Origin of the sequence: Bifidobacterium aesculapii (assembly GCF_001417815.1) — a bacterium.
Lineage (GTDB): Bacteria > Actinomycetota > Actinomycetes > Actinomycetales > Bifidobacteriaceae > Bifidobacterium > Bifidobacterium aesculapii.
In genome coordinates this window covers 1-18881 of the sequence record NZ_BCFK01000054.1, presented here as the reverse complement: position 1 = coordinate 18881, position 18881 = coordinate 1, and the positions used below count along the sequence as shown (strand labels likewise).

The 18881-nt window shown below is 65.7% G+C and carries 13 protein-coding genes and 1 pseudogene; 7 read left to right on the top strand and 7 right to left on the bottom strand.

Going from position 1 to position 18881, the window contains the following annotated elements:
- Positions 1 to 374: 374 nt before the first annotated feature.
- The 5 genes from BFAL_RS07440 to BFAL_RS07420 all read left to right on the top strand — a co-directional run bounded on the left by BFAL_RS07440 (position 375) and on the right by BFAL_RS07420 (position 7137).
- The gene (locus tag BFAL_RS07440; RefSeq protein ID WP_055427779.1) at positions 375 to 1688 is read left to right on the top strand and encodes an ABC transporter substrate-binding protein; all 1314 of its coding nucleotides are present in this window, start codon (positions 375 to 377) and stop codon (positions 1686 to 1688) included.
- Positions 1689 to 1781: 93 nt separating this feature from the next.
- Positions 1782 to 2747: a carbohydrate ABC transporter permease gene (locus BFAL_RS07435; protein ID WP_055427778.1), complete on the top strand. Its 966-nt coding sequence runs from the start codon at positions 1782 to 1784 to the stop codon at positions 2745 to 2747.
- Positions 2744 to 3691 carry a carbohydrate ABC transporter permease gene (locus tag BFAL_RS07430; protein ID WP_055427777.1) on the top strand — a complete coding sequence of 316 codons (948 nt, stop codon included), beginning with the start codon at positions 2744 to 2746 and terminating at the stop codon, positions 3689 to 3691. Before BFAL_RS07435 ends, BFAL_RS07430 begins: the two co-directional genes overlap by 4 nt.
- Positions 3692 to 3856: 165 nt before the next feature.
- Positions 3857 to 6106 carry a 1,3-beta-galactosyl-N-acetylhexosamine phosphorylase gene (gene gnpA, locus BFAL_RS07425; protein WP_055427776.1) on the top strand — a complete coding sequence of 750 codons (2250 nt, stop codon included), beginning with the start codon at positions 3857 to 3859 and terminating at the stop codon, positions 6104 to 6106.
- A 77-nt stretch (positions 6107 to 6183) separates the two neighbouring features.
- Entirely contained in the window at positions 6184 to 7137 is a 954-nt protein-coding gene (locus BFAL_RS07420) for an ROK family protein (protein ID WP_055427775.1), read from the top strand.
- On the opposite strand, the gene BFAL_RS07415 is transcribed toward BFAL_RS07420, so the two are convergent.
- The 6 genes from BFAL_RS07415 to tkt form a co-directional block, all read right to left on the bottom strand.
- A complete protein-coding gene (locus BFAL_RS07415; RefSeq protein ID WP_055427774.1) occupies positions 7119 to 8273 on the bottom strand; it encodes an ROK family protein in 1155 nt (384 codons plus the stop codon). The two genes, BFAL_RS07420 and BFAL_RS07415, sit on opposite strands and share 19 nt — an antisense overlap.
- Positions 8274 to 8431: 158 nt before the next feature.
- Positions 8432 to 8953: an NUDIX hydrolase gene (locus BFAL_RS07410; protein ID WP_055427773.1), complete on the bottom strand. Its 522-nt coding sequence runs from the start codon at positions 8951 to 8953 to the stop codon at positions 8432 to 8434.
- Positions 8950 to 10548, bottom strand: a complete 1599-nt coding sequence (locus BFAL_RS07405) for an aminopeptidase P family protein (protein ID WP_055427772.1) — start codon at positions 10546 to 10548, stop codon at positions 8950 to 8952. The genes BFAL_RS07410 and BFAL_RS07405 overlap by 4 nt, the downstream gene beginning before the upstream one ends.
- A 124-nt stretch (positions 10549 to 10672) precedes the next feature.
- Positions 10673 to 12016 (bottom strand): branched-chain amino acid transport system II carrier protein, encoded by a 1344-nt coding sequence (gene brnQ, locus BFAL_RS07400; RefSeq protein ID WP_055427771.1) that lies wholly within the window; start codon positions 12014 to 12016, stop codon positions 10673 to 10675.
- Between the two features lie 223 nt (positions 12017 to 12239).
- Positions 12240 to 13343 carry a transaldolase gene (gene tal, locus BFAL_RS07395; protein WP_055427770.1) on the bottom strand — a complete coding sequence of 368 codons (1104 nt, stop codon included), beginning with the start codon at positions 13341 to 13343 and terminating at the stop codon, positions 12240 to 12242.
- 117 nt (positions 13344 to 13460) lie between these two features.
- Complete coding sequence (gene tkt / locus BFAL_RS07390) at positions 13461 to 15569, bottom strand: transketolase (RefSeq protein ID WP_055427769.1); 2109 nt, start codon at positions 15567 to 15569, stop codon at positions 13461 to 13463.
- A gap of 398 nt (positions 15570 to 15967) precedes the next feature.
- On the opposite strand from tkt, the gene hrcA reads away from it, so the two are divergent.
- Both hrcA and dnaJ read left to right on the top strand, forming a co-directional pair.
- Entirely contained in the window at positions 15968 to 17185 is a 1218-nt protein-coding gene (gene hrcA, locus BFAL_RS07385) for a heat-inducible transcriptional repressor HrcA (RefSeq protein WP_082440459.1), read from the top strand.
- A 74-nt stretch (positions 17186 to 17259) separates the two neighbouring features.
- Positions 17260 to 18420, top strand: coding sequence for a molecular chaperone DnaJ (gene dnaJ, locus BFAL_RS07380; RefSeq protein WP_055427768.1), 1161 nt, complete (start codon positions 17260 to 17262; stop codon positions 18418 to 18420).
- 88 nt (positions 18421 to 18508) lie between these two features.
- Here the strand turns inward: dnaJ and BFAL_RS07375 are convergent.
- Positions 18509 to 18881: pseudogene (locus BFAL_RS07375) on the bottom strand (hypothetical protein); the annotation flags it as partial.

Genomic DNA, 18881 nt, shown 5'->3' with positions numbered 1-18881 from the left:
GTGAGCGATTGGACTCCGCAACCGTCGCCTGGGTCGCCGTGGTGTTGGCTTGGCTGCTGTTCACTCGGCACCTCCTTGCGCGGTCTGAATCATCGTCCGCTCGTCGTTGAATCTGAACTTCGTGAATATATTAACCTCGTTAATACATTCACGCAATTAATAATATTTCGGCGTGTCGTCCGTTGTACGCGGCGGAGGCGTCGTGCGGGGTTCGGGAAGGTGATGCTGTGCGATGGGGCTCGGGAGTGGTCATGCCCCGCCGGAAGGGGGACACGCCTTTAATGTTAAGATAGTTGACAAATAAAACCGGTTCCCTTAAGGTTCTTGGTAATCGCCACAAGGTGGTGGCGGGCATCTCAAAGAGGAGTTACATCATGATGTCATTCAACAAGCGTCTGCTCGCGGCCATGGCCGCCGTATCCGCGCTTTCCATGGGACTTGCGGGCTGCGGCTCGTCGCCCAACGACGCCTCCGAAGGCTCGTCCGACGGCGTCGTGACCATCACCTACATGCATCGTCTGCCCGACAGCGAAGGCATGACGCTGGTCGACGACATCGTCGCCAAATGGAACAAGGAGCATCCGGACATCCAGATCAAGGCCACCAAGTTCGACGGCAAGGCCGCCGAGATGATCAAGAAGCTCGAGACCGACGTCAAATCCGGCGAAGCCCCGGACCTGGCCCAGGTGGGCTACGCCGAACTGCCCGAGGTGTTCACCAAGGGCATGCTGCAGGATGTGAGCGAGTACGCCGAGCAGTACAAGGACCATTACGCCTCCGGGCCGTACGGCCTCGTGCAGGTGGACGGCAAGGCGTACGGCCTGCCGCAGGACACCGGTCCGCTCGTCTACTTCTACAACAAGGCCGAATTCGCCAAGCTCGGCATCACCGAGGTGCCGAAGACCGCCTCCGAGTTCATCGACGCGGCAGGCAAGGCCGCCGCGGCCGGCAAGTACATCATGTCCTACCAGAGCGATGAGGCCGGCAACATGCTGTCCGGTCTGGCCGGCGCCTCCGGCGGGTGGTACCGGGTGAAGGGCGATTCGTGGGTCGTCGACACCGAGACCGACGGTTCCGCGGCCGTGGCCGACTTCTACCAGCAGCTGCTCGACGCCAAGGCCGTGACCACCAACCCGCGTTGGGATCCGTCCTTCGACGCCTCCATCAAGGACGGCAAGCTCATCGGCACTGTGGCCGCGGCCTGGGAGGCGCCCCTGTTCATGACCTCCTCCGGCGGCACGGGTTCGGGCGAATGGCAGGTGGCGCAGCTCGGCGACTGGTTCGGCAACGCCGGCAAGACCGGTCCCGACGGCGGCTCCGCGGTGGCGGTGCTCAAGAACTCGAAGCACCCCAAGGAGGCCATGGAGTTCCTCGACTGGTTCAACACCCAGGTGCCCGACCTCGTCTCCCAGGGACTCGTGCCGGCCGCCGTCACCGAGGACGCCGAGACCCCGACCGAATGGGCCGAGTTCTTCGGAGACCAGGACATCATGAAGGAGTTCAAGGACGCCAACAACAACATGGGGGGCTTCACCTACATGCCCGGCTTCTCCGCGGTCGTCGCGACGATGAACGAGACCGCCGCCAAGGCCTCCGATGGGTCCGGCAAGGTCGCCGACGTCTTCTCCGAAGCGCAGAAAACCTCCGTCGACACGCTCAGGAACCTCGGCCTGTCCGTGGCCGACTGACGGTTCCGCTCCCGCCTGGCGGCGGGCGGCTTCGGGCACGGTCCGTCCGTGCCCGAAGCCGTTCCACGGACTTGTGAAAGACAGGTGCTTCCCATGTCAGCAATGCATACGGCGAATAGGGGGACCGGCCGTGGGGCCGGGTCCCGGCGCTCGCAGGCGGCCAAGCGCGCGAACCGCACCGGATGGGCGTTCATGGCTCCCTTCGGACTGCTGTTCGCACTCGTGTTCATCCTCCCGATTCTCTGGGCCGTCTACTCCAGCTTCTTCCGTCAGGTCACCGTCGGCGGCGGCGCCTATGGCGGCGGCGAACTGGTCGACAAGTTCGTGGGCCTGCAGAACTTCCGGTACGTCGTCACCTCGCAGGCGTTCTGGGCGGGAACCGGCAGGGTGCTGCTCTATACGCTCATCCAGGTGCCGGTCATGATCGTCGCCGCGCTCGTCCTGGCCATGCTGCTCGACTCGTTCATCGTCAAGCGCGTCACCGGATTCCGTCTCGGCTACTTCCTGCCCTACGCGATTCCCGGCGTCGTCGCCTCGATCATCTGGGTGTTCCTCTACAACGGCCAGATCTCGCCGATCGTCAAGGGGCTGTCCGCACTGGGAGTCAACGTCGACTTCTTCGCCGACAACATCGTCATCGCCTCGATGGCGAACATCACCACCTGGACGTTCACCGGCTACAACATGCTCATCTTCCTCGCCGCGCTGCAGGCGATACCGCATGACCTGTATGAGGCCGCACGCATCGACGGCGCATCCGGCCTGCAGATCGCGTGGCACATCAAGCTGCCGAACGTACGCGCCGCCGCGCTGCTCGCCATGCTGCTGTCCATCGTCGGTACGATCCAGCTGTTCAACGAGCCGCAGGTCATGGCCATCTCCGACCCGTCCATTTCCAAGTCGTACACGCCGATGATGATGGCCCTCAACACCTCGCAGGGCACCCTGACACCAGGAGGCGACGGCCCGGCCTCGGCCATCGCCATCGTCATGGCGTTGATCGCCGGCGTGCTCGCCGCGGTCTATGCCCTCGTCGAAAGGAAGGTGAACGACCGATGAGCCGCACAGACGAGTCCCGCGCCGCCGCGCGTGCGCGCCGGAAGGCCGACAGGATCCGCGAGAGTCATGCCGACGACCTGCCGCGTTCCCTGCAGCCGTCCATGGCCGTGCGCGTCGTCACCGTGGCCGCGCTGACGATCGTGCTCATCTACTTCCTGTTTCCGATCTACTGGGCCATCATCGCCTCGACGAAGACCCCCAGCCAGATGACCAGCGGGAACGGCATGTGGTTCTCCGTCGGATTGGCGGACCTGCCGGGCGCCGTCGCCGCCAACTATGCGAAACTGCTTGGATGGACGCGCGGCCAGTTCTGGCGCTGGGTGCTCAACTCGCTGCTCTATTCCGGAATCTCGGCCCTGATCGGCACGCTCGTGGCGGTGATGGCCGGCTACGCCACCGCGAAGTTCGACTTCCGCGGCAGGAACGCGGCCATCGCCGTGATCATGGGCTGCATGCTCATGCCCGCCGCCCTGCTGACCATCCCGCAGTACTCCATCTTCCATGCCATGCATCTGACCAACACGATGCTCTCGATCATCATTCCATGCTGCGTCTCGCCATTCGGGTTCTTCCTGGGCCGCGTGTACGCACAGACCTCGGTGCCAGACGAGCTCATCGAGGCGGCGCACATCGACGGGGCCGGCGAGGCGAGGATCTTCTTCACCATCGTGCTGCGCATTCTCGCGCCCGCCATGGTGACGATCTTCCTGTTCCTGTTCGTCGCCACCTGGAACAACTTCCTGCTGCCTCTGATGATGATCTCATCCGATTCGCTCAAACCCGTCACCCTCGGCCTGTACGGCATGGTCTCGCTCGCCACGTTCACCGACCGTGGCGCCTTGATGATGGGCGCCCTGCTCGGCGTCCTCCCCGTCATCATCCTCTTCCTGGGCCTGCAACGCTACTGGCAGGCCGGCCTCGCCGCCGGCGCGGTCAAGGGCTGAGCCGTTAAGCGGACAGCCCGGTGGGCTGTCCGTAGGCTCGGCCCGAGTGAGGCGGTAGCCGAGCGAGGGCAGGTCTGGGTCCGGCCGGCAGGCCGGTCCGAAGTTGCAGGGCCGGAGGCGACGCGTTAAGCGGACAGCCCGTCCCATATCATGAAAGGAACATCCATGTCCACAGGACGATTCACCATCCCCGGCGAGGAGAATTTCGCCGATAAGACCCGCGAGCTCGCCGAACTATGGGGCGCCGACGCCATCCGCAACTCCGACGGCACGCGTCTCGACGAGGAGGTGCTCGCGCTCGGCAGGAAGGTATACGGCGCCTACTTCCCGACCCGCGCGCACAACGAATGGATCAGCCTGCATATGGACGAGACCCCGCAGGTGTATCTGCTCACCGACCGTGTGCTCGCCGAGACCGGCACCGTGTCCGTCAATCTGATGGAGACGTTCTTCGCCGAACAACTCGCGCCCAACTACGATGCCGACCCGTCGCGCTACTGGGAGGTCGTCGACCGCACCACCGGCGCCGTCGTGCCGCCCTCCGACTGGAGCGTCGACGCCTCGGCCGGCATCGTGACCGTCATCAATGCGACGCCGATGCACGAGTACACGGTCTCGTTCCTCGCCTATATCATCTGGGACCCGGTGGAGATGTACAACCATCTGACCAACGATTGGGGCGACAAGGAGCATGAGATCCCGTTCGACATCTACCATCCGGCCACGCGCAGGTTCGTGTTCGACACGTTCGCGCGCTGGCTCAAGGACAATCCGTCCGTCGACGTGGTGCGGTTCACCACGTTCTTCTACCAGTTCACGCTCCTGTTCGACGCGCGGCGCCGCGAGAAGGTCGTCGACTGGTTCGGATGCTCCTGCACCGTGTCGCCGGCCGCGCTCGACGATTTCGAACGCACGTACGGCTACCGTCTGCGCCCCGAGGATTTCGTGGACGAAGGCTGCTACGATTCCGCATGGCGCGTGCCCGGCAGGGCGCAGCGCGACTGGATCGATTTCCTGTCCACGTTCACGCGCGCCAACGTCAGGCGGCTCGTCGACATGACCCATGCCGCCGGCAAGGAGGCCATGATGTTCCTCGGCGACCAGTGGATCGGCACCGAACCGTACAAGGACGGCTTCGCCGACCTGGGTCTCGACGCGGTCGTCGGCTCGATCGGCGACGGCACCACCACGCGCATGATCGCCGACATCCCCGGCGTGAGGTACACCGAAGGACGTTTCCTGCCGTACTTCTTCCCCGACACGTTCCATGAGGGCAACGATCCGAGCATCGAGGCGTGGGACAACTGGCGCAAGGCGCGGCGTGCCGTTCTGAGAAGCCCGATCGCACGCATGGGCTATGGCGGCTACCTTTCCCTCGCGGCGAAGTTCCCGAAGTTCGTGGACGCCGTCACGCACATCGCCGACGAATTCCGCGACATCCACGAACAGACCGGTGGCCGTCCCGCCGAGGGCATGCTCAATGTGGCGATCCTCAACTCGTGGGGCCGCATGCGATCGTGGATGGCGTACACGGTCGCGCACGCGCTGCCCAACAAGCAGACGGCCCCGTACTACGGCATCCTCGAAGCGCTGTCCGGCATGCGCGTCGACGTGCGTTTCATCAGCTTCGACGACGTGATCGACCACGGCATCGACGGCGACATCGACGTCGTGATCACCGGAGGCCCCCTCGACACCTCCTATTCCGGCGGCGACATCTGGACGCAGTCGCCCGTCCTCGCCGAAACGCTGCGCGCCTGGGTGCGTTCCGGCGGCGCGCTGGTCGGCGTCGGCGAACCGAGCGCGCAATGGTTCCAGGGCCGTTTCTTCCAGTTGGCCGACGTATTCGGCGTCGACGAGGAACGCTTCCAGACCCTCTCGGTCGACAAGTACTTCCCGCCCGTCGCCATCGACCACTTCATCACCGCCGACGTTCCCGTCGACTCCGGCACGCGTCGTGCGTGGGAGGAGGCCGGTCGCCGCGCGCCGCTGTCCGGATGCGGGGGAGGCCAAGGGCGCGCGCCGCTCGGCGGCATCGACTTCGGCGATCAGATCGCCAACACCTTCCCGATCAACGAACGGGTCACGCTCCTGCGCGCCGACCATGGCCAGGTGCAGCTCGCCGCCAACGAATACGGTCGCGGGCGCGGCGTGTACGTCTCCGGGCTGCCGTATTCGGCCGTCAACGCGCGACTCCTCGAACGTATGCTGTTCTGGGCGTCCCATAACGAGGAGAGGTATGCGGCGTTCAGCTCTTCCAACCCGGAATGCGAGGTCGCGCATTTCCCGGACAGACGCCGCTACTGCGTCATCAACAACACCGACCGTCCGCAGACCACCGTCGTGACGCTGCCGGACGGGGCGACCATCCGTTTCACGCTCGACGCGAACGGCATCGTCTGGCGCGCGGATTAGACATCGCGCGCCGGATCGTCGCCAATGCGGCTCATGCGACGACGCATGCGCCGCATCACCCAAGGAAAGGAACGTCAATGACGACGCAATCCGAACGCAACAACACACGGCCGCTCATAGGAATCGACGTGGGCGGCACCAAGATCGAAGCCGTACTCGTCACCGGCGACGGCACCATCGAACACGCCGTGCGGATTCCCACGCGGCGCGGCGCGGCGCACGTCGTCGAAGACGTGTGCGCCATCGCGCGCGACGTGGCCGGCGGGCGGCCGCGTGACGTCGCCGCCGTCGGCATCGGCATCCCCGGCCAGGTCGACCCCGGCACCGGCCGCATCGCCAACCTCGTCAACCTCGACATCGAAACGCTGGAACTCGGCCGTCTCGTCGCCGACGAACTCGGCATTCCGGTCCATGTCGAGAACGATGTGAACGCCGCGGCCGTAGGCGCCGCACACCTTCTGACCGGCACGGACGGCACGGCGGACGCATCGGACGGCACCGTGGCGCTGCTGAACTTCGGCACCGGACTCGCCTCCGGCATCATCATCGACGGCGTGATCCGGCACGGCGCCAGCGGCGCGGCGGGGGAGATCGGGCACATCCCCATCGACCCGAACCGCTTCGACTGCCCATGCGGCCAGCGTGGATGCCTGGAGACCGTATGCTCGGGGCCGGGAGTGGCGCGGCTGTGGCCTGCAGGCGGCCATGACGCGATGACCGATCTCATCATCCATGCCGCGCAGGGGGAACCGGACGCCTGCCGGGCGCTCGGCATCGTCAGACACGCGATAGGCGACGTGATCCAGATCATCGCCCAAACGCTCGATCCGAGACTCATCATCCTCACCGGAGGCATGACCCGGACCGGCGAACCGCTGCTGCGCGTGATCAGGGAGGAACTCGAGACACGAGAATCGGTCTGCCCGTTCCTCGCCGGCCTGCGTTTCGCGGACCGGCTGCGGCTGGCTCCCGCGAATGAGCCGATCGGGGCGTTGGGTGCGGCGCTCGCCGTCTACGCCCGTTCCAGATGACGCAGGACCGTGGCCACTGCCGTCCCCCGCAGCGTGATGTCGGCGCCGCACCGGCACCGGCGGATGACGGTACGGCTATGGAACGACGACAGCGTGGCCGCGTCGAGCGTCGCTTGCGCCGCTTCCACGAACACGTCGTCGATGACGTCCGGAGGGCCGTACACGCAGATGTCCGACACGTCCAGAAGTCCGACGGGCATGGACATCGCCGTCGCGAACGTGGCTCCGGCGGATGCCTTGACGCTCCGGCGTCCGTCCTCGTCAAGACCTTCCATGCGCGCGCGCATCGCCGGCGCGGAGATCAGCGTCTCCAGGCATCCGCGTTTGCCGCAGGGGCATTCCGGACCGTGCATGGGGTCGATGGAGACGTGCCCGATCTCGCCGCCGGCGTCATGCTCGCCCAGCGCGGGGACGTCGTCGATGAGCGTCGCCGCCGCGATGCCGCGGTCGATCTTCACGAACATGAGGTTCGGGCCCGCCTGCCCGAAGAAACGTTCGGTGAACGTCTCGCCCAACGTGTCGTTCATCACCGTCACCGGCATGCCGAAGCGTGATGCGACGGCGCTCCCCAGATCGACGTCGCGCCATCCGAGCATCGTGGATTCCCGTATCAGACCGTCGCTCACCACGCCGGGCACCGCGATGCCTATTCCGATGACTTCGACTTCGGGCGGCAGCCCCTCCCGCAGACTGCCGATGAGATGGACGACGGTTTGCGTGTCCACATGTTCGCCCTCGTCGAGCGCGACCCTCAGATGGGTCTGCGGGGTGCCGGTGAGATCGCAGACGCAACCTTCCACGAGATGTTCCTGGGACAGGTCGATGGCGATGACGTGCAGATGCATCGGGTCGATGGCGAGCAGCGTGGCGCGTTTGCCTTTGCCGTTCGCGTTCGTCTCATGGCCGTTCTCGCGTATGAGACGCTCGTCGATCATGCCGTTGACCACGTCGGATACGGCCACGCGCGACAGGCCCGTGATCCTGCTCAATTCCGCCCTTGACCTCGAGGTCGAGGGGAACAGGAGATTGAAGATGAGGGAGCGGTTCATACGGCGCACGTCGGAGGGACTGGCTTTGGTGGCCTGCACGCCCGCGGCGCGGAGTGGCAGTGAGCGGAAATGGGTCTGCGGGGCCATGATGGCTTCTCCTTATGTCGTCGTCCCCGTCTGTCAATGGCGTGTGGACGATCGTCCCCTCAACTGCCGGACGTGATTATCGATACGGTACTCATCATACCCGTCGCCGATGCGCGGAACTCGCCGCCCGGGCCGTCGGCGACGGGTATGATGAACCGTCAGCGCCGTTCGCCGTCGAAGACGTACAGCGCGTGGGCGTCGCCCCGCGCCTTGTTCGCCATGTACCGGCGGAACAGCGCCAGACGTTCGACGGTGCTCTTCGCCAACGGCTCGGGCAGATCGTCCGGATCGAACCAGCCCACGTTGAGGCTTTCGTCGTCGCCGACGAACGGCTCCGCGTTGCCGCCCGGTTTCAACGCGCACAGGAACGAATGGTCCATGTACTGCGCGATGTCGCCGTTCGCATAGGTCATCGGGTTCGGGTCGGAGGTGACGGCCACCAGATCGGTGACGACCGCGTCCACGCCCGTCTCCTCCTTGATCTCGCGCACCACCGTGTCGGCGGGTTGCTCGCCGGGCTCGTTGATGCCATACACCATCGCCCATTCGCCCGTGTCGGAGCGTCGTCCGAGCAGCACGCGCCCTTCGTCGTCGAGTACGCATCCGGTCACGCCCATCATCCACAGCAGGTCGTGGCCGATCTTCTTCCTCAGGTCGAGTACGAACTGCGGGGTCGTCATGCGTTCTCCTTTCCGGCGCGTTCGTGCATCCACTCCTCGACGTCGTCGATCCGCTTCGGGATGCCGGCGGAGATCCATTCGGGGCCGTTCTCGGTCATGAGCACGTCATCCTCGATGCGGATGCCGATGCCGCGGTATTCCGGTGGGATGAGCAGGTCGTCCTCGCGGAAGTAGAGACCCGGTTCGATGGTGAAGATCATGCCGGGGCGGATCGGCGCGCCCTGATAGGCCTCGAAGCGGGCCTGCGCGCAGTCGTGCACGTCGAGGCCGAGGTGATGCGCCACGCCGCAGGCGAGCCAACGGCGGTGCTGCTGGCCTTCGGGGGAGAGGGAGGTCTCCACGTCCACGGGCAGCAGGCCCCATTCGTGCAGACGCTCGGCGATCACCCGCATGCACGCGTGGTGGATGTCGGAATACGTGGCGCCCGGCTTCGCGGCCTCGAAGCCTGCCTGCTGGGAGTCGAGCACCGCCTGGTAGAGGCGCTTCTGCAACTCGGTGAACTTGCCGTTGGTCGGGAAGGTGCGGGTGATGTCCGCCGTGTAGAGCGAGTCGACTTCGACGCCGGCATCGACGAGCAGCATGTCGCCGCTTCTCACCACGCCGGTGTTGCGCATCCAGTGCAGGATCGGCGCGTGCGGGCCGGAGGCGACGATCGAATCGTAGCCGACCGTGTTGCCCAGTTCGCGCGAGACCGCGTTGAACGCGCCTTCGAGGATGCGTTCCGAACGCGGCTTGTCGAGAGCGTCCGGCAGCGCGGAGAGCAGGCGGTCGAAGCCCTGCTTCGTCGCCGCGACGGCCTTGCGCATCTCGCCGATCTCATAGGCGTCCTTGACCATGCGCGCTTCGGCGGCGAACTCGTGCAGCTTGTCATCGTCGGCGGCGTTGCGGTCGGGATCGACGGCGCCGTTCGCCTCGCGGATGGACTCGACGAGCGCGGTGACCTGCGGGTCGGTCTCGCGCACCACGCGCACGCGCACGGCGCCGGCCTCGGCGCCCACGTCCTTGGACAGCGCGTCGGGCAGCTGCGCGATGTCATGCGTCTCGATGCCCGTCATCGCGGTCATCTCCTTGAGGCCGGCGCGCGGGCCCACCCAGTATTCGCCGTAATGGGCGTTCATGAAGAAGTCGGTGGTTGAGTTGTCGGCGCGCGGCGCGACGAACAGTTCCGGCGTATGCGTCTCGCCGGCCTTCGCCTCGGGGGAGTCCGGCGAGACGGGGTTGAGGACGAGCACGGCGCCCGCCTCGTAGTCGACGCCGAGACCGGTGTAGTAGGCGAAGGTCGTGTCCGGGCGGAACATGTAGTCGCAGTCGTTGTTACGCACCTTGGGCTGCCCGGCCGGGATAACCAGACGTTCACCCGGGAACGCGGCGCCCAGGGCCTTGAGTCGCGCCGGCGTGAACTCCGAGGATGCGAGTGGTTCGATGTCCGGTTCATCGTCGGCCCAACCGGAGCGCATGAACTCCTTGAACGCTTCGGAACGGGGACGCAGCGAACGGTTGTTCACCCGGTCGCTCATCGCCTGATCCGGGCCCGGCGCCGCCGCGCGCTCCTCCGCCTCGTATTCGCGGTCCTTGTCGGTGACGACTTCATCCATGCCTTGCTCCTGTTCGTTTCCGATGGTCGTTGGTTGCATACGAGACTCATAGTAGTCGTCGCGTGCGGGGTCCGGTCGTATCGGCGGCCGTTGTTCCGTATGGGACGAGGGGTCGTGGGAGTTGTCAGCGGCGCTTTTCCGCCATGGAATGCGTCACGCCGATCAGCACGCCGAGGACGGCGGGAGCCACCCAGCCCAGTTGCATGCCGTACAGTGGCAGCAGATGCAGCAGATCGTCGAGCCAGGGGATGGAGCCGCCGAACACCGCGGCCAACGACGTGACGCAGGTGGCGAACGAGGGAATTGCGACCAACGCCATGGACCACGGGTAGACGCGTGGGAAGCGAGAGCCGAGCGTCCGATGCGTCAGCGCGAGCAGCACCAGCATGATGGCCATCGGATACAGGGCGGACAACACCGGTACCGAGACCTTGATGATGAGGCTGAGGCCCGCGTTAGACACCACGAAGCTGAACACGGTGAACGTGACCTGCCATGCACGGTATCCCACCTCCCGGCCGGCGACGGTGGGGAATTTCGTGTGGAAATACGTGGCGCAGGTGCAGATGAGGCCGGTACACACGTTGAGACAGGCGATGACGAACACCAGTCCGAGGAACACCGTGCCCGCCGTGCCGAACACCGACGAGGTGAGGTTGGTGAGCACGGTGGCACCCGTGTCGTTCGCCGGGTCGATCGAGGCGATGGCTCCCGAGACCACGCCCACATAGCTCAACGCGCCGTAGATGACGATGAGCAGCACGCCGGTACCGAGACCCGCGAACGCCGTCTCACGGCGTACCTGCTGCTCGTCGTCGACGCCTTGCGTGCGGATGTTCGCGGAGATGACGATGCCGAAGTACAACGCGGCCAGGAGGTCCATCGTCTGGTAGCCGTCGAGGAAGCCGCGTGCCATCTGTCCGGACGCGTAGTCGCCCATAGGCTCGGCGGGCGTGCCGACGCCATGGATGAGGCAGGCGACGAAGATCGCCGCGATGAGCGCGAGCAGCAGTGGGCCCATGAACCGTCCGAGCACCTTGGAAAGCCGTTCGGGGTGCTGGGCGAACAGGAACGCCAGCGCGAAGAAGACGAACGAGTAGGCGAGACGGGCCATGGGCACGGTGCCGGACGGCGCGAACGGCGCCACCATCATCTCGAACGACGTGGTGGCCGTGCGCGGGATGGCGAAGCATGGGCCGATGGTGAGGATGATGGCGATGCCCAGCGCCAGCGAGAACATGGGGGAGACCCTGCCGGCGAGGGCGTCGAAGCCCCCGGCGAACGTGACCGCCATGACGCCCATGATCGGCAGTCCCACCGCGGAGACGATGAATCCGATCGTCGCCGGCACGTCGGCCGACCCGGCCTGGGCTCCGACGAAGGGTGGGAAAATCAGGTTGCCCGCGCCGAAGAACATCGAGAAGAACGTGAACGTCATCAGCAGACGTTGGCGGGTGGACAGTCGCATGGATCTCTTCTCCTTGTGGATATGCGCGGTCGGCGTCGTCTTGGTATGCGTCTCGGCGCCGGTGTCGGCCTGCTGGTGCCGGCCGATTGGCCGCCGTATTCGTCGGACGTCCCCACCGTATAGCAAAGGCTCCCGGCCATGGCGGTCGGGAGCCTTTGCGTTTCAGTTATCGAGCCGATATGTGGACGTTCGCACGTCCGCATATCGATTCATCGCTTTCGTCTCAGGCGTTCACGCGATCGATGCCGGACTGCACGTCGGCGAGCACGGAATCCCAGGACTTGATGAAGGCGGCGACACCGTCGGCCTCGAGCTTGTCGGTGACGTCCTTGAGGTTGATGCCCAGCTCGGCCAGCTTGTTGATGATGGCGTGGGACTCCTCGTAGGTGCCTTCGATGGACGGGGCGCCGTTGCCGTGGTCGGCCAGGGCGTTCAGGGTCTTCTCCGGCATGGTGTTGACGATGTGCGGGGCGACCAGCTCGTCCACGTACTTGCAGTCGGAGTAGGCGGCGTTCTTGGTGCCGGTGGAGGCCCAGAGCGGACGCTGGACCTTGGCGCCCTTGGCGGCCAGCTCGGCCCAGCGCGGATCGTTCGCGAACTTCTTCTCGAACAGCTCGTAGGCGAGGCGAGCGTTGGCGACGGCGGCCTTGCCCTCGAGGGCCTTGGCCTCATCGGAGCCATTGGCTTCCAGCAGCTTGTCGACCGCGGTGTCCACGCGGGAGACGAAGAAGGAGGCGACGGAGCCGATGTGCTTGAGGTCGTGGCCGTTGGCCGCGGCCTGGGCGATGCCCTCGATGTAGGCGTCGATGACCTGCTCGTAGCGCTCGAGCGAGAAGATCAGGGTGACGTTGACGGAGATGCCCTTGGCCAGGGTGGCGGTGATGGCCGGCAGGCCCTCGAGGGTCGCCGGGATCTTGATCATCGCGTTCGGGCGGTTGACCTTCTCCCACAGCTCCACGGCCTGCTTCTCGGTGGCTTCGGTCTCGTGGGCCAGACGCGGGTCGACCTCGATGGAGACACGGCCGTCGACGAAGTCGGTCTTCTCGGCGATCTCGCGGAAGATGTCGGTGGCGTTGCGGACATCGGTGGTGGTGAGCTCGCGCACGGCGGTCTCGACGTCGACCTTGCCCAGCTCCTTGAGCTGCGCGTCGTACGGGCCGACCTGGCTCAGGGCCTTCTGGAAGATGGACGGGTTGGTGGTCACGCCGACGACGTTCTTGTCGGCGATGAGCTCCTGCAGGGAGCCGGACTCGATGCGGGAGCGGGACAGGTCGTCCAGCCAGATGGAGACGCCGTTGTCGGACGTGCGCTGAGTTGCTTCAGTCATTGTTTTCCTTCCTAATCATTCCGCACGGTTCCGTATCCCGTGCGGAACAAAACCTTGATTGTGTTGATGGTCGGGGAGGGGCCGCGCAGGCGGCGTGCGGCCCCTCCCCGACGTGGGTCACTTGGCGGCTTCGACCTCGGCGATGGACGCCTTGGCGGCCTCGACGACGTGCTCGGCGGTGATGCCGAGGTCGATGAGGTTCTGCGCGCCGCTGCCCTGCAGGCCGAACTGCTCGATGGAGACGGGCTTGCCGTAGGAGCCGAGGTACTTGTACCACGGCATGGCAACGCCGGCCTCGACGGAGACACGGGCCTTGACGGCGGCCGGAAGCACGGCCTCCTTGTACTCGGCGTCCTGCTCCTCGAACCACTCGAGCGACGGGACGGAGACCACGCGGGCCTTGACGCCCTCGCCGGCCAGGGTCTTGGCGGCGGAGACGGCCAGCTGGACCTCGGAGCCGGTGGCGAGGAGGATGACGTCCGGGGTGCCCTCGGTGTCGACGAGCACGTAGGCGCCCTTCTTCACGCCGTCCTTGGCCTTGTCGGCGGTCTCGGCAAGAACCGGCAGGCCCTGACGGGAGAGGACCATGGCGGTCGGCAGCGTGTTCTTCTTCTCGAAGAAGTAGCGGTAAGCCTCGGCGGTCTCGAAGGCGTCGGCCGGGCGGACGACCTCGAGCTGCGGCATGGCGCGGAAGGCGGCCAGGTGCTCGATCGGCTGGTGGGTCGGACCATCCTCGCCGACGGCGACGGAGTCGTGCGTCCACACGTACAGGTTCGGGATCTCCATGAGGGCGGCCAGACGGACGGCGGAGCGCTCGTAGTCGGAGAACATGAAGAAGGTGCCGCCGAACGGGCGGGTGTGGGAGCCGAGCAGGATGCCGTTGGTGATGCAGCCCATGGCGAACTCGCGCACGCCGAAGTGCAGCTGGCGGCCGAACTCGTTGCAGACCGGCCACTGCTTGGTGGCGCACTCCTCGGGCGCGAAGGTGGCGGCGCCCTTGAGGTCGGTCTTGTTGGAACCGCCGAGGTCGGCGGAGCCGCCCCACAGTTCCGGCATGACGGCGGCGATGGCGTTGAGGACGGAGCCCGAGGCGCCGCGGGTGGCGACGGACTTGCCGACCTCGAAGGTGGCCTCGAGATCGTCGATGGCCTTGTCGAAGCCTTCCGGCAGCTCGCCGGCCTTCAGACGGTCGTACAGGGCGGCCTTGTCCGGGTTGGCCTTGCGCCAGGCGTCGAACTTCTCGTCCCATTCCTTATGGGCCTCGAGGCCGCGCTCGGCGACCTTGCGGGCGTGGGCGAGGGCCTCCTCGTCGACGTGGAAGTTCTCCTCCGGGTCGTAGCCGAGCAGCTTCTTGAGGCCGGCGACGGCTTCGGCGCCCAGCTTGGAGCCGTGGGAGGACGGATCGTTGGTCTTGCCCGGGGTCGGCCAGGCGATCAGGGAGTGGACCTTGATGAGCTTCGGCTGGTCCGGGGCGGCGGCCTCGGCCTTGGCGATGACCTCGGCCAGTCCCTCGACGTCCTCCTTGTAGGAGCCGTCGGGCTGGATGAAGCTGAACTCGTCGGTGTACCAGCCGTAGGACTGGAAGCGCTTGAGCACGTCCTCGGCGAGCACCAGGTTGGTGTCGCCCTCGATCTGGATGCGGTTGGCGTCGAAGATCACGGTCAGGTTGCCGAGCTTCTGGTTGGCGGCCAGCGCGGCGGCCTCGCCGGAGATGCCCTCCTCGATGTCGCCCTCACCGCAGATCGCCCAGATCTTGTGGTAGAAGGGGGACTCTTCCTTCGGGGTGTTCGGGTCGAGCAGGCCGCGCTGGAAACGCTCGCCGTAGGCGAAGCCGATGGCGGAGGCGAAGCCCTGGCCCAGCGGTCCGGTGGTCATCTCGATGCCCGGGGTCAGGCCGTATTCCGGGTGGCCCGGGGTGCGGGTGTCAGCGCCGCCGCGGAAGTGCTTGAGGTCGTCCAGGGTCACGCCGTAGCCGGAGAAGTACAGCTGGACGTACTGGGTGAGGGAGGCGTGCCCGCCCGAAAGGATGAAGCGATCGCGACCCTCCCAGTTGGGATCGTTCGGATCATGCTTGATGAAGTGCTGGTACAGGGTGTAGGCGACGGGCGCCAGGGAAACGGGGGAACCGGGGTGGCCGGAACCGGCGTTCTCAACCGCGTCGGCCGACAGGACCTTGGCCATCTTGATGGCGCGCTCGTCCAGCTCGGTCTCCTTGAATTCGGTCATGGATGTATTTCCTTCCGCTTGGTCGGGCCGCGTGTCCGGCTTGTGCCGGGCGCTGACGCCCTCACATTGCGTCTCCTATGCTAGCGTCATTTCGCGACGTAGCGGTGTGATTTTGGCGTGTTTTGGTAAGTTCTGTTCCGTTAACGTTCACAAATTGATTCGATACGCTGGCGACGAACGTATTAGCACTCGATATATAGGAGTGCTAATACAATATCCGTGATGAAAAAGCCGTACGGAGAACGGTTCTCGGCATCCGGAAGGGCTTCACGGACGCGGATTCCGCCCTTGCGGGCGCATGCCGCGCCCCGGGCGTTGACGTGACGTGACGCCCCCGGGAATCCGACATGAACCGTAAGTGAAATGTGCCGCACGGGTACGTAACGAAGGAGGTGCGCATGCCGCAGACGAGACGGATGGTGGTGCTGCGCGCCGTCGTGGAGGACTATATCCGTTCGCAGGAACCGGTCGGTTCGGCCGCGCTCACCAAACAACATGATCTCGGGGTCAGTTCGGCCACCGTGCGCAACGACATGGCCGCGCTCGAGGATGAAGGGTATCTCATCCAGCCCCATACGTCGGCCGGGCGCGTGCCGACCGAAAAAGGGTATCGGTATTTCGTGGACAGGCTCGCCACCGTGGTGCCCCTGTCCGGGGCCCAACGCCGCGGCATCGACAGCTTCCTGTCCGGATCGGCCAGTCTGCAGGACACACTCCAGCGCGCGGCGCGGCTCCTCGCCCGCATCACCGGCCAGGTGGCCGTCGTCGCCTCGCCGTCCCTCGCGAAATCGACGTTGCGCCACGTGGAGCTGGTGCCCGTCGCGATGACTACGTTGCTCGCCGTCGTCATCACCGACACCGGGCGTGTCGCGCAGCATACGATCGGTGTCGCCGAGATGCCCTCGTCCGAGCTGCTCGGACGTTTCACCGACACCGTCAACGCCGAATGCACAGGACTGTCGCTTGCGCAGGCATCCCAGAGAATCCGCGCCCTCGGCGCCGATCCCCGGTTCCGTGACGCGGACGAGCTCGCCAGCGGCCTCGCCCAGACGTTCGCTTCGATGCACGACGACGAACACGGCAGCGAACTGTACATGTCCGGCGCATCAAGCCTCGCCCACCAGCGCGCCGTGGAGGATCTGGTCCCACTGTTCGACGCGCTGGAGGAACAGGTCGTGCTGATGAGGCTCATGAGCGCGTTGAGCGAGGAGACGGCGCGTGGCGACGGCGTCGGCGTCGCCATCGGATCGGAGACGCACACGCCGGGCCTGCTCCACGCGGCGGTCGTGACCAGCGGCTACGGCCGGACCGAGACGGCCGATGCGCGGGAGACCGGTACACGCCCCACTGACGGCTCACCCTCTCAGGGAGGCGATGATTCCGTTCGCGACGCCGTCGACGCTCCCAAGCGGCCCTCGGCCGCCGTGCCCGGGCCCGGCGGCGAACCCATCGCGTTCATCGGCTCCATAGGCCCCACGCATATGGATTATGCGAACACCATCGCCGCGGTACGGGCCGTCGCCCGATACCTCACCGCGTTCCTCTCCGACGGGGACGAATCCCGCAGGGATCCTCCCGGAAGAGACGGCGACGGCGTCCCGCCGCAGGCCGGATGACGGTCTGCGCTGACCCCGCCTTATGGCACAATAACCCGCTAGCAGCCTCACGAACATAAAGGATTGAACGAACCGTGGCAGATTACTACGATGTGTTGGGCATCGACCGCAGCGCAAGCGATGACGAGATCAAGAAGGCGTACCGGCGGATGAGCCGCAAATACCATCCCGACATCGCAGGCCCCGAATACGAGGACAAGTTCAAAGAGGTCAACAACGCCTACGAAGTACTGAGCGACCCGGACAAACGACGCATGTACGATTCCGGCGTCGACCCGAACGATCCCAACGCCTCCGCAGGATTCGGCGCCGGCGGTTTCGGGGGCATGGGGGACATGGGCGACGTGTTCAGCACGTTCTTCGGCGGCGCGTTCGGCGGCGGCGCGCAAGGCCCCACGCCGCGCATCCAGCCCGGCCGCGACGCGCTCGCCGGCATGACCATCGATCTGAAAACGGCGGTGTTCGGCGGAACGGAACAGGTGCGCATCACCACGTTCGGCCTGTGCCCCGACTGCTCCGGAACGGGTTCCGCCGACGGCGCGAAACCGACGCCGTGCCCGGACTGCCATGGCAGCGGCCACCGCCAGAAGGTCGTGCGTACGATGCTCGGCCAGATGATGACGTCGGCTCCCTGCGAACGCTGCGAAGGCCACGGCGACATCATCGACAAGCCCTGCCGTTCCTGCATGGGTCACGGACGAGTGCGGGTGACGCGCAACGTGGGCGTCAAAGTGCCTGCGGGCATCGGCGACGACTCGCGCATCAGACTCGCTAACCAAGGCGAGGTGGGCGAAGGCGGCGGTCCCGCCGGCGACCTGTACGTGGACATCCATATCCGCTCGAACAAGCAGTTCACCCGTGACGGCGACGACCTGCACTGCTGGGTGCGTGTCCCCATGAGCTGGGCGGTGCTCGGGCACGACCTGAAGATCGACACGTTCGATGGCGAACGGTCCGTGACCGTACCGGCCGGATGCCAGCCGGAGGACACGGTCACCCTCAAGGGGCTCGGCGTGACCCGTATGCGCGAGCAAGGCGAGCGTGGCGATCTGATCGCGCACATCGCCGTCGAGATCCCCAGCAAGCTCGACGATGAGGAGAGGGCGCTCATCGAGCGGTTCGCAGCCTCCCATGACGGCGAGGCGACGCATGTCACGCAAAGCTCCCGCCCCGCTTCGGGAGGGCAGTCCGGCAAGAAGGGCTTCTTCTCCAAGTTGAAGGACGCATTGAGCTGAGCGCGCCTTAGGATAAGCCGCTTTCCCTTACGGCAGTAGGGGAGAGCGGCTTTTTGTTTTCAGTGTTTTTCACTCGGAATCGCTCGCGTTATTCGGTCTTGGCGGCATGGGCCTCCGCCCATGCCTTCGTCCGGTTGACGTCGGCCAGCTGTTCCCGCGCCTCCTTGAGGTCACGCTGCAGCTTCTCCTGCTCGGAGAGCTTCGCATCCTCGATCTCGCGCAGCTTGGCGTTGCTGGACTCGTTGGACGTCTTGAGCTTGGCGTTGTCGGCGCGCAGGTTCTCGATGAGCTTCCACGCCTTCTCCGGGCTGAACTCCTCGCCGTCGCGCTCCCACGGCGGTTTCTGCCCGCCGTCCGTGTCGGGAGGCGTATTCTCGCCGGCGTCGCCGGCGCCCGGGTTCCGGTCTTCAAGATTCTCGTCGGCCATGATGATGTTCCTTTCCGGCATAAGGAAAACCAGG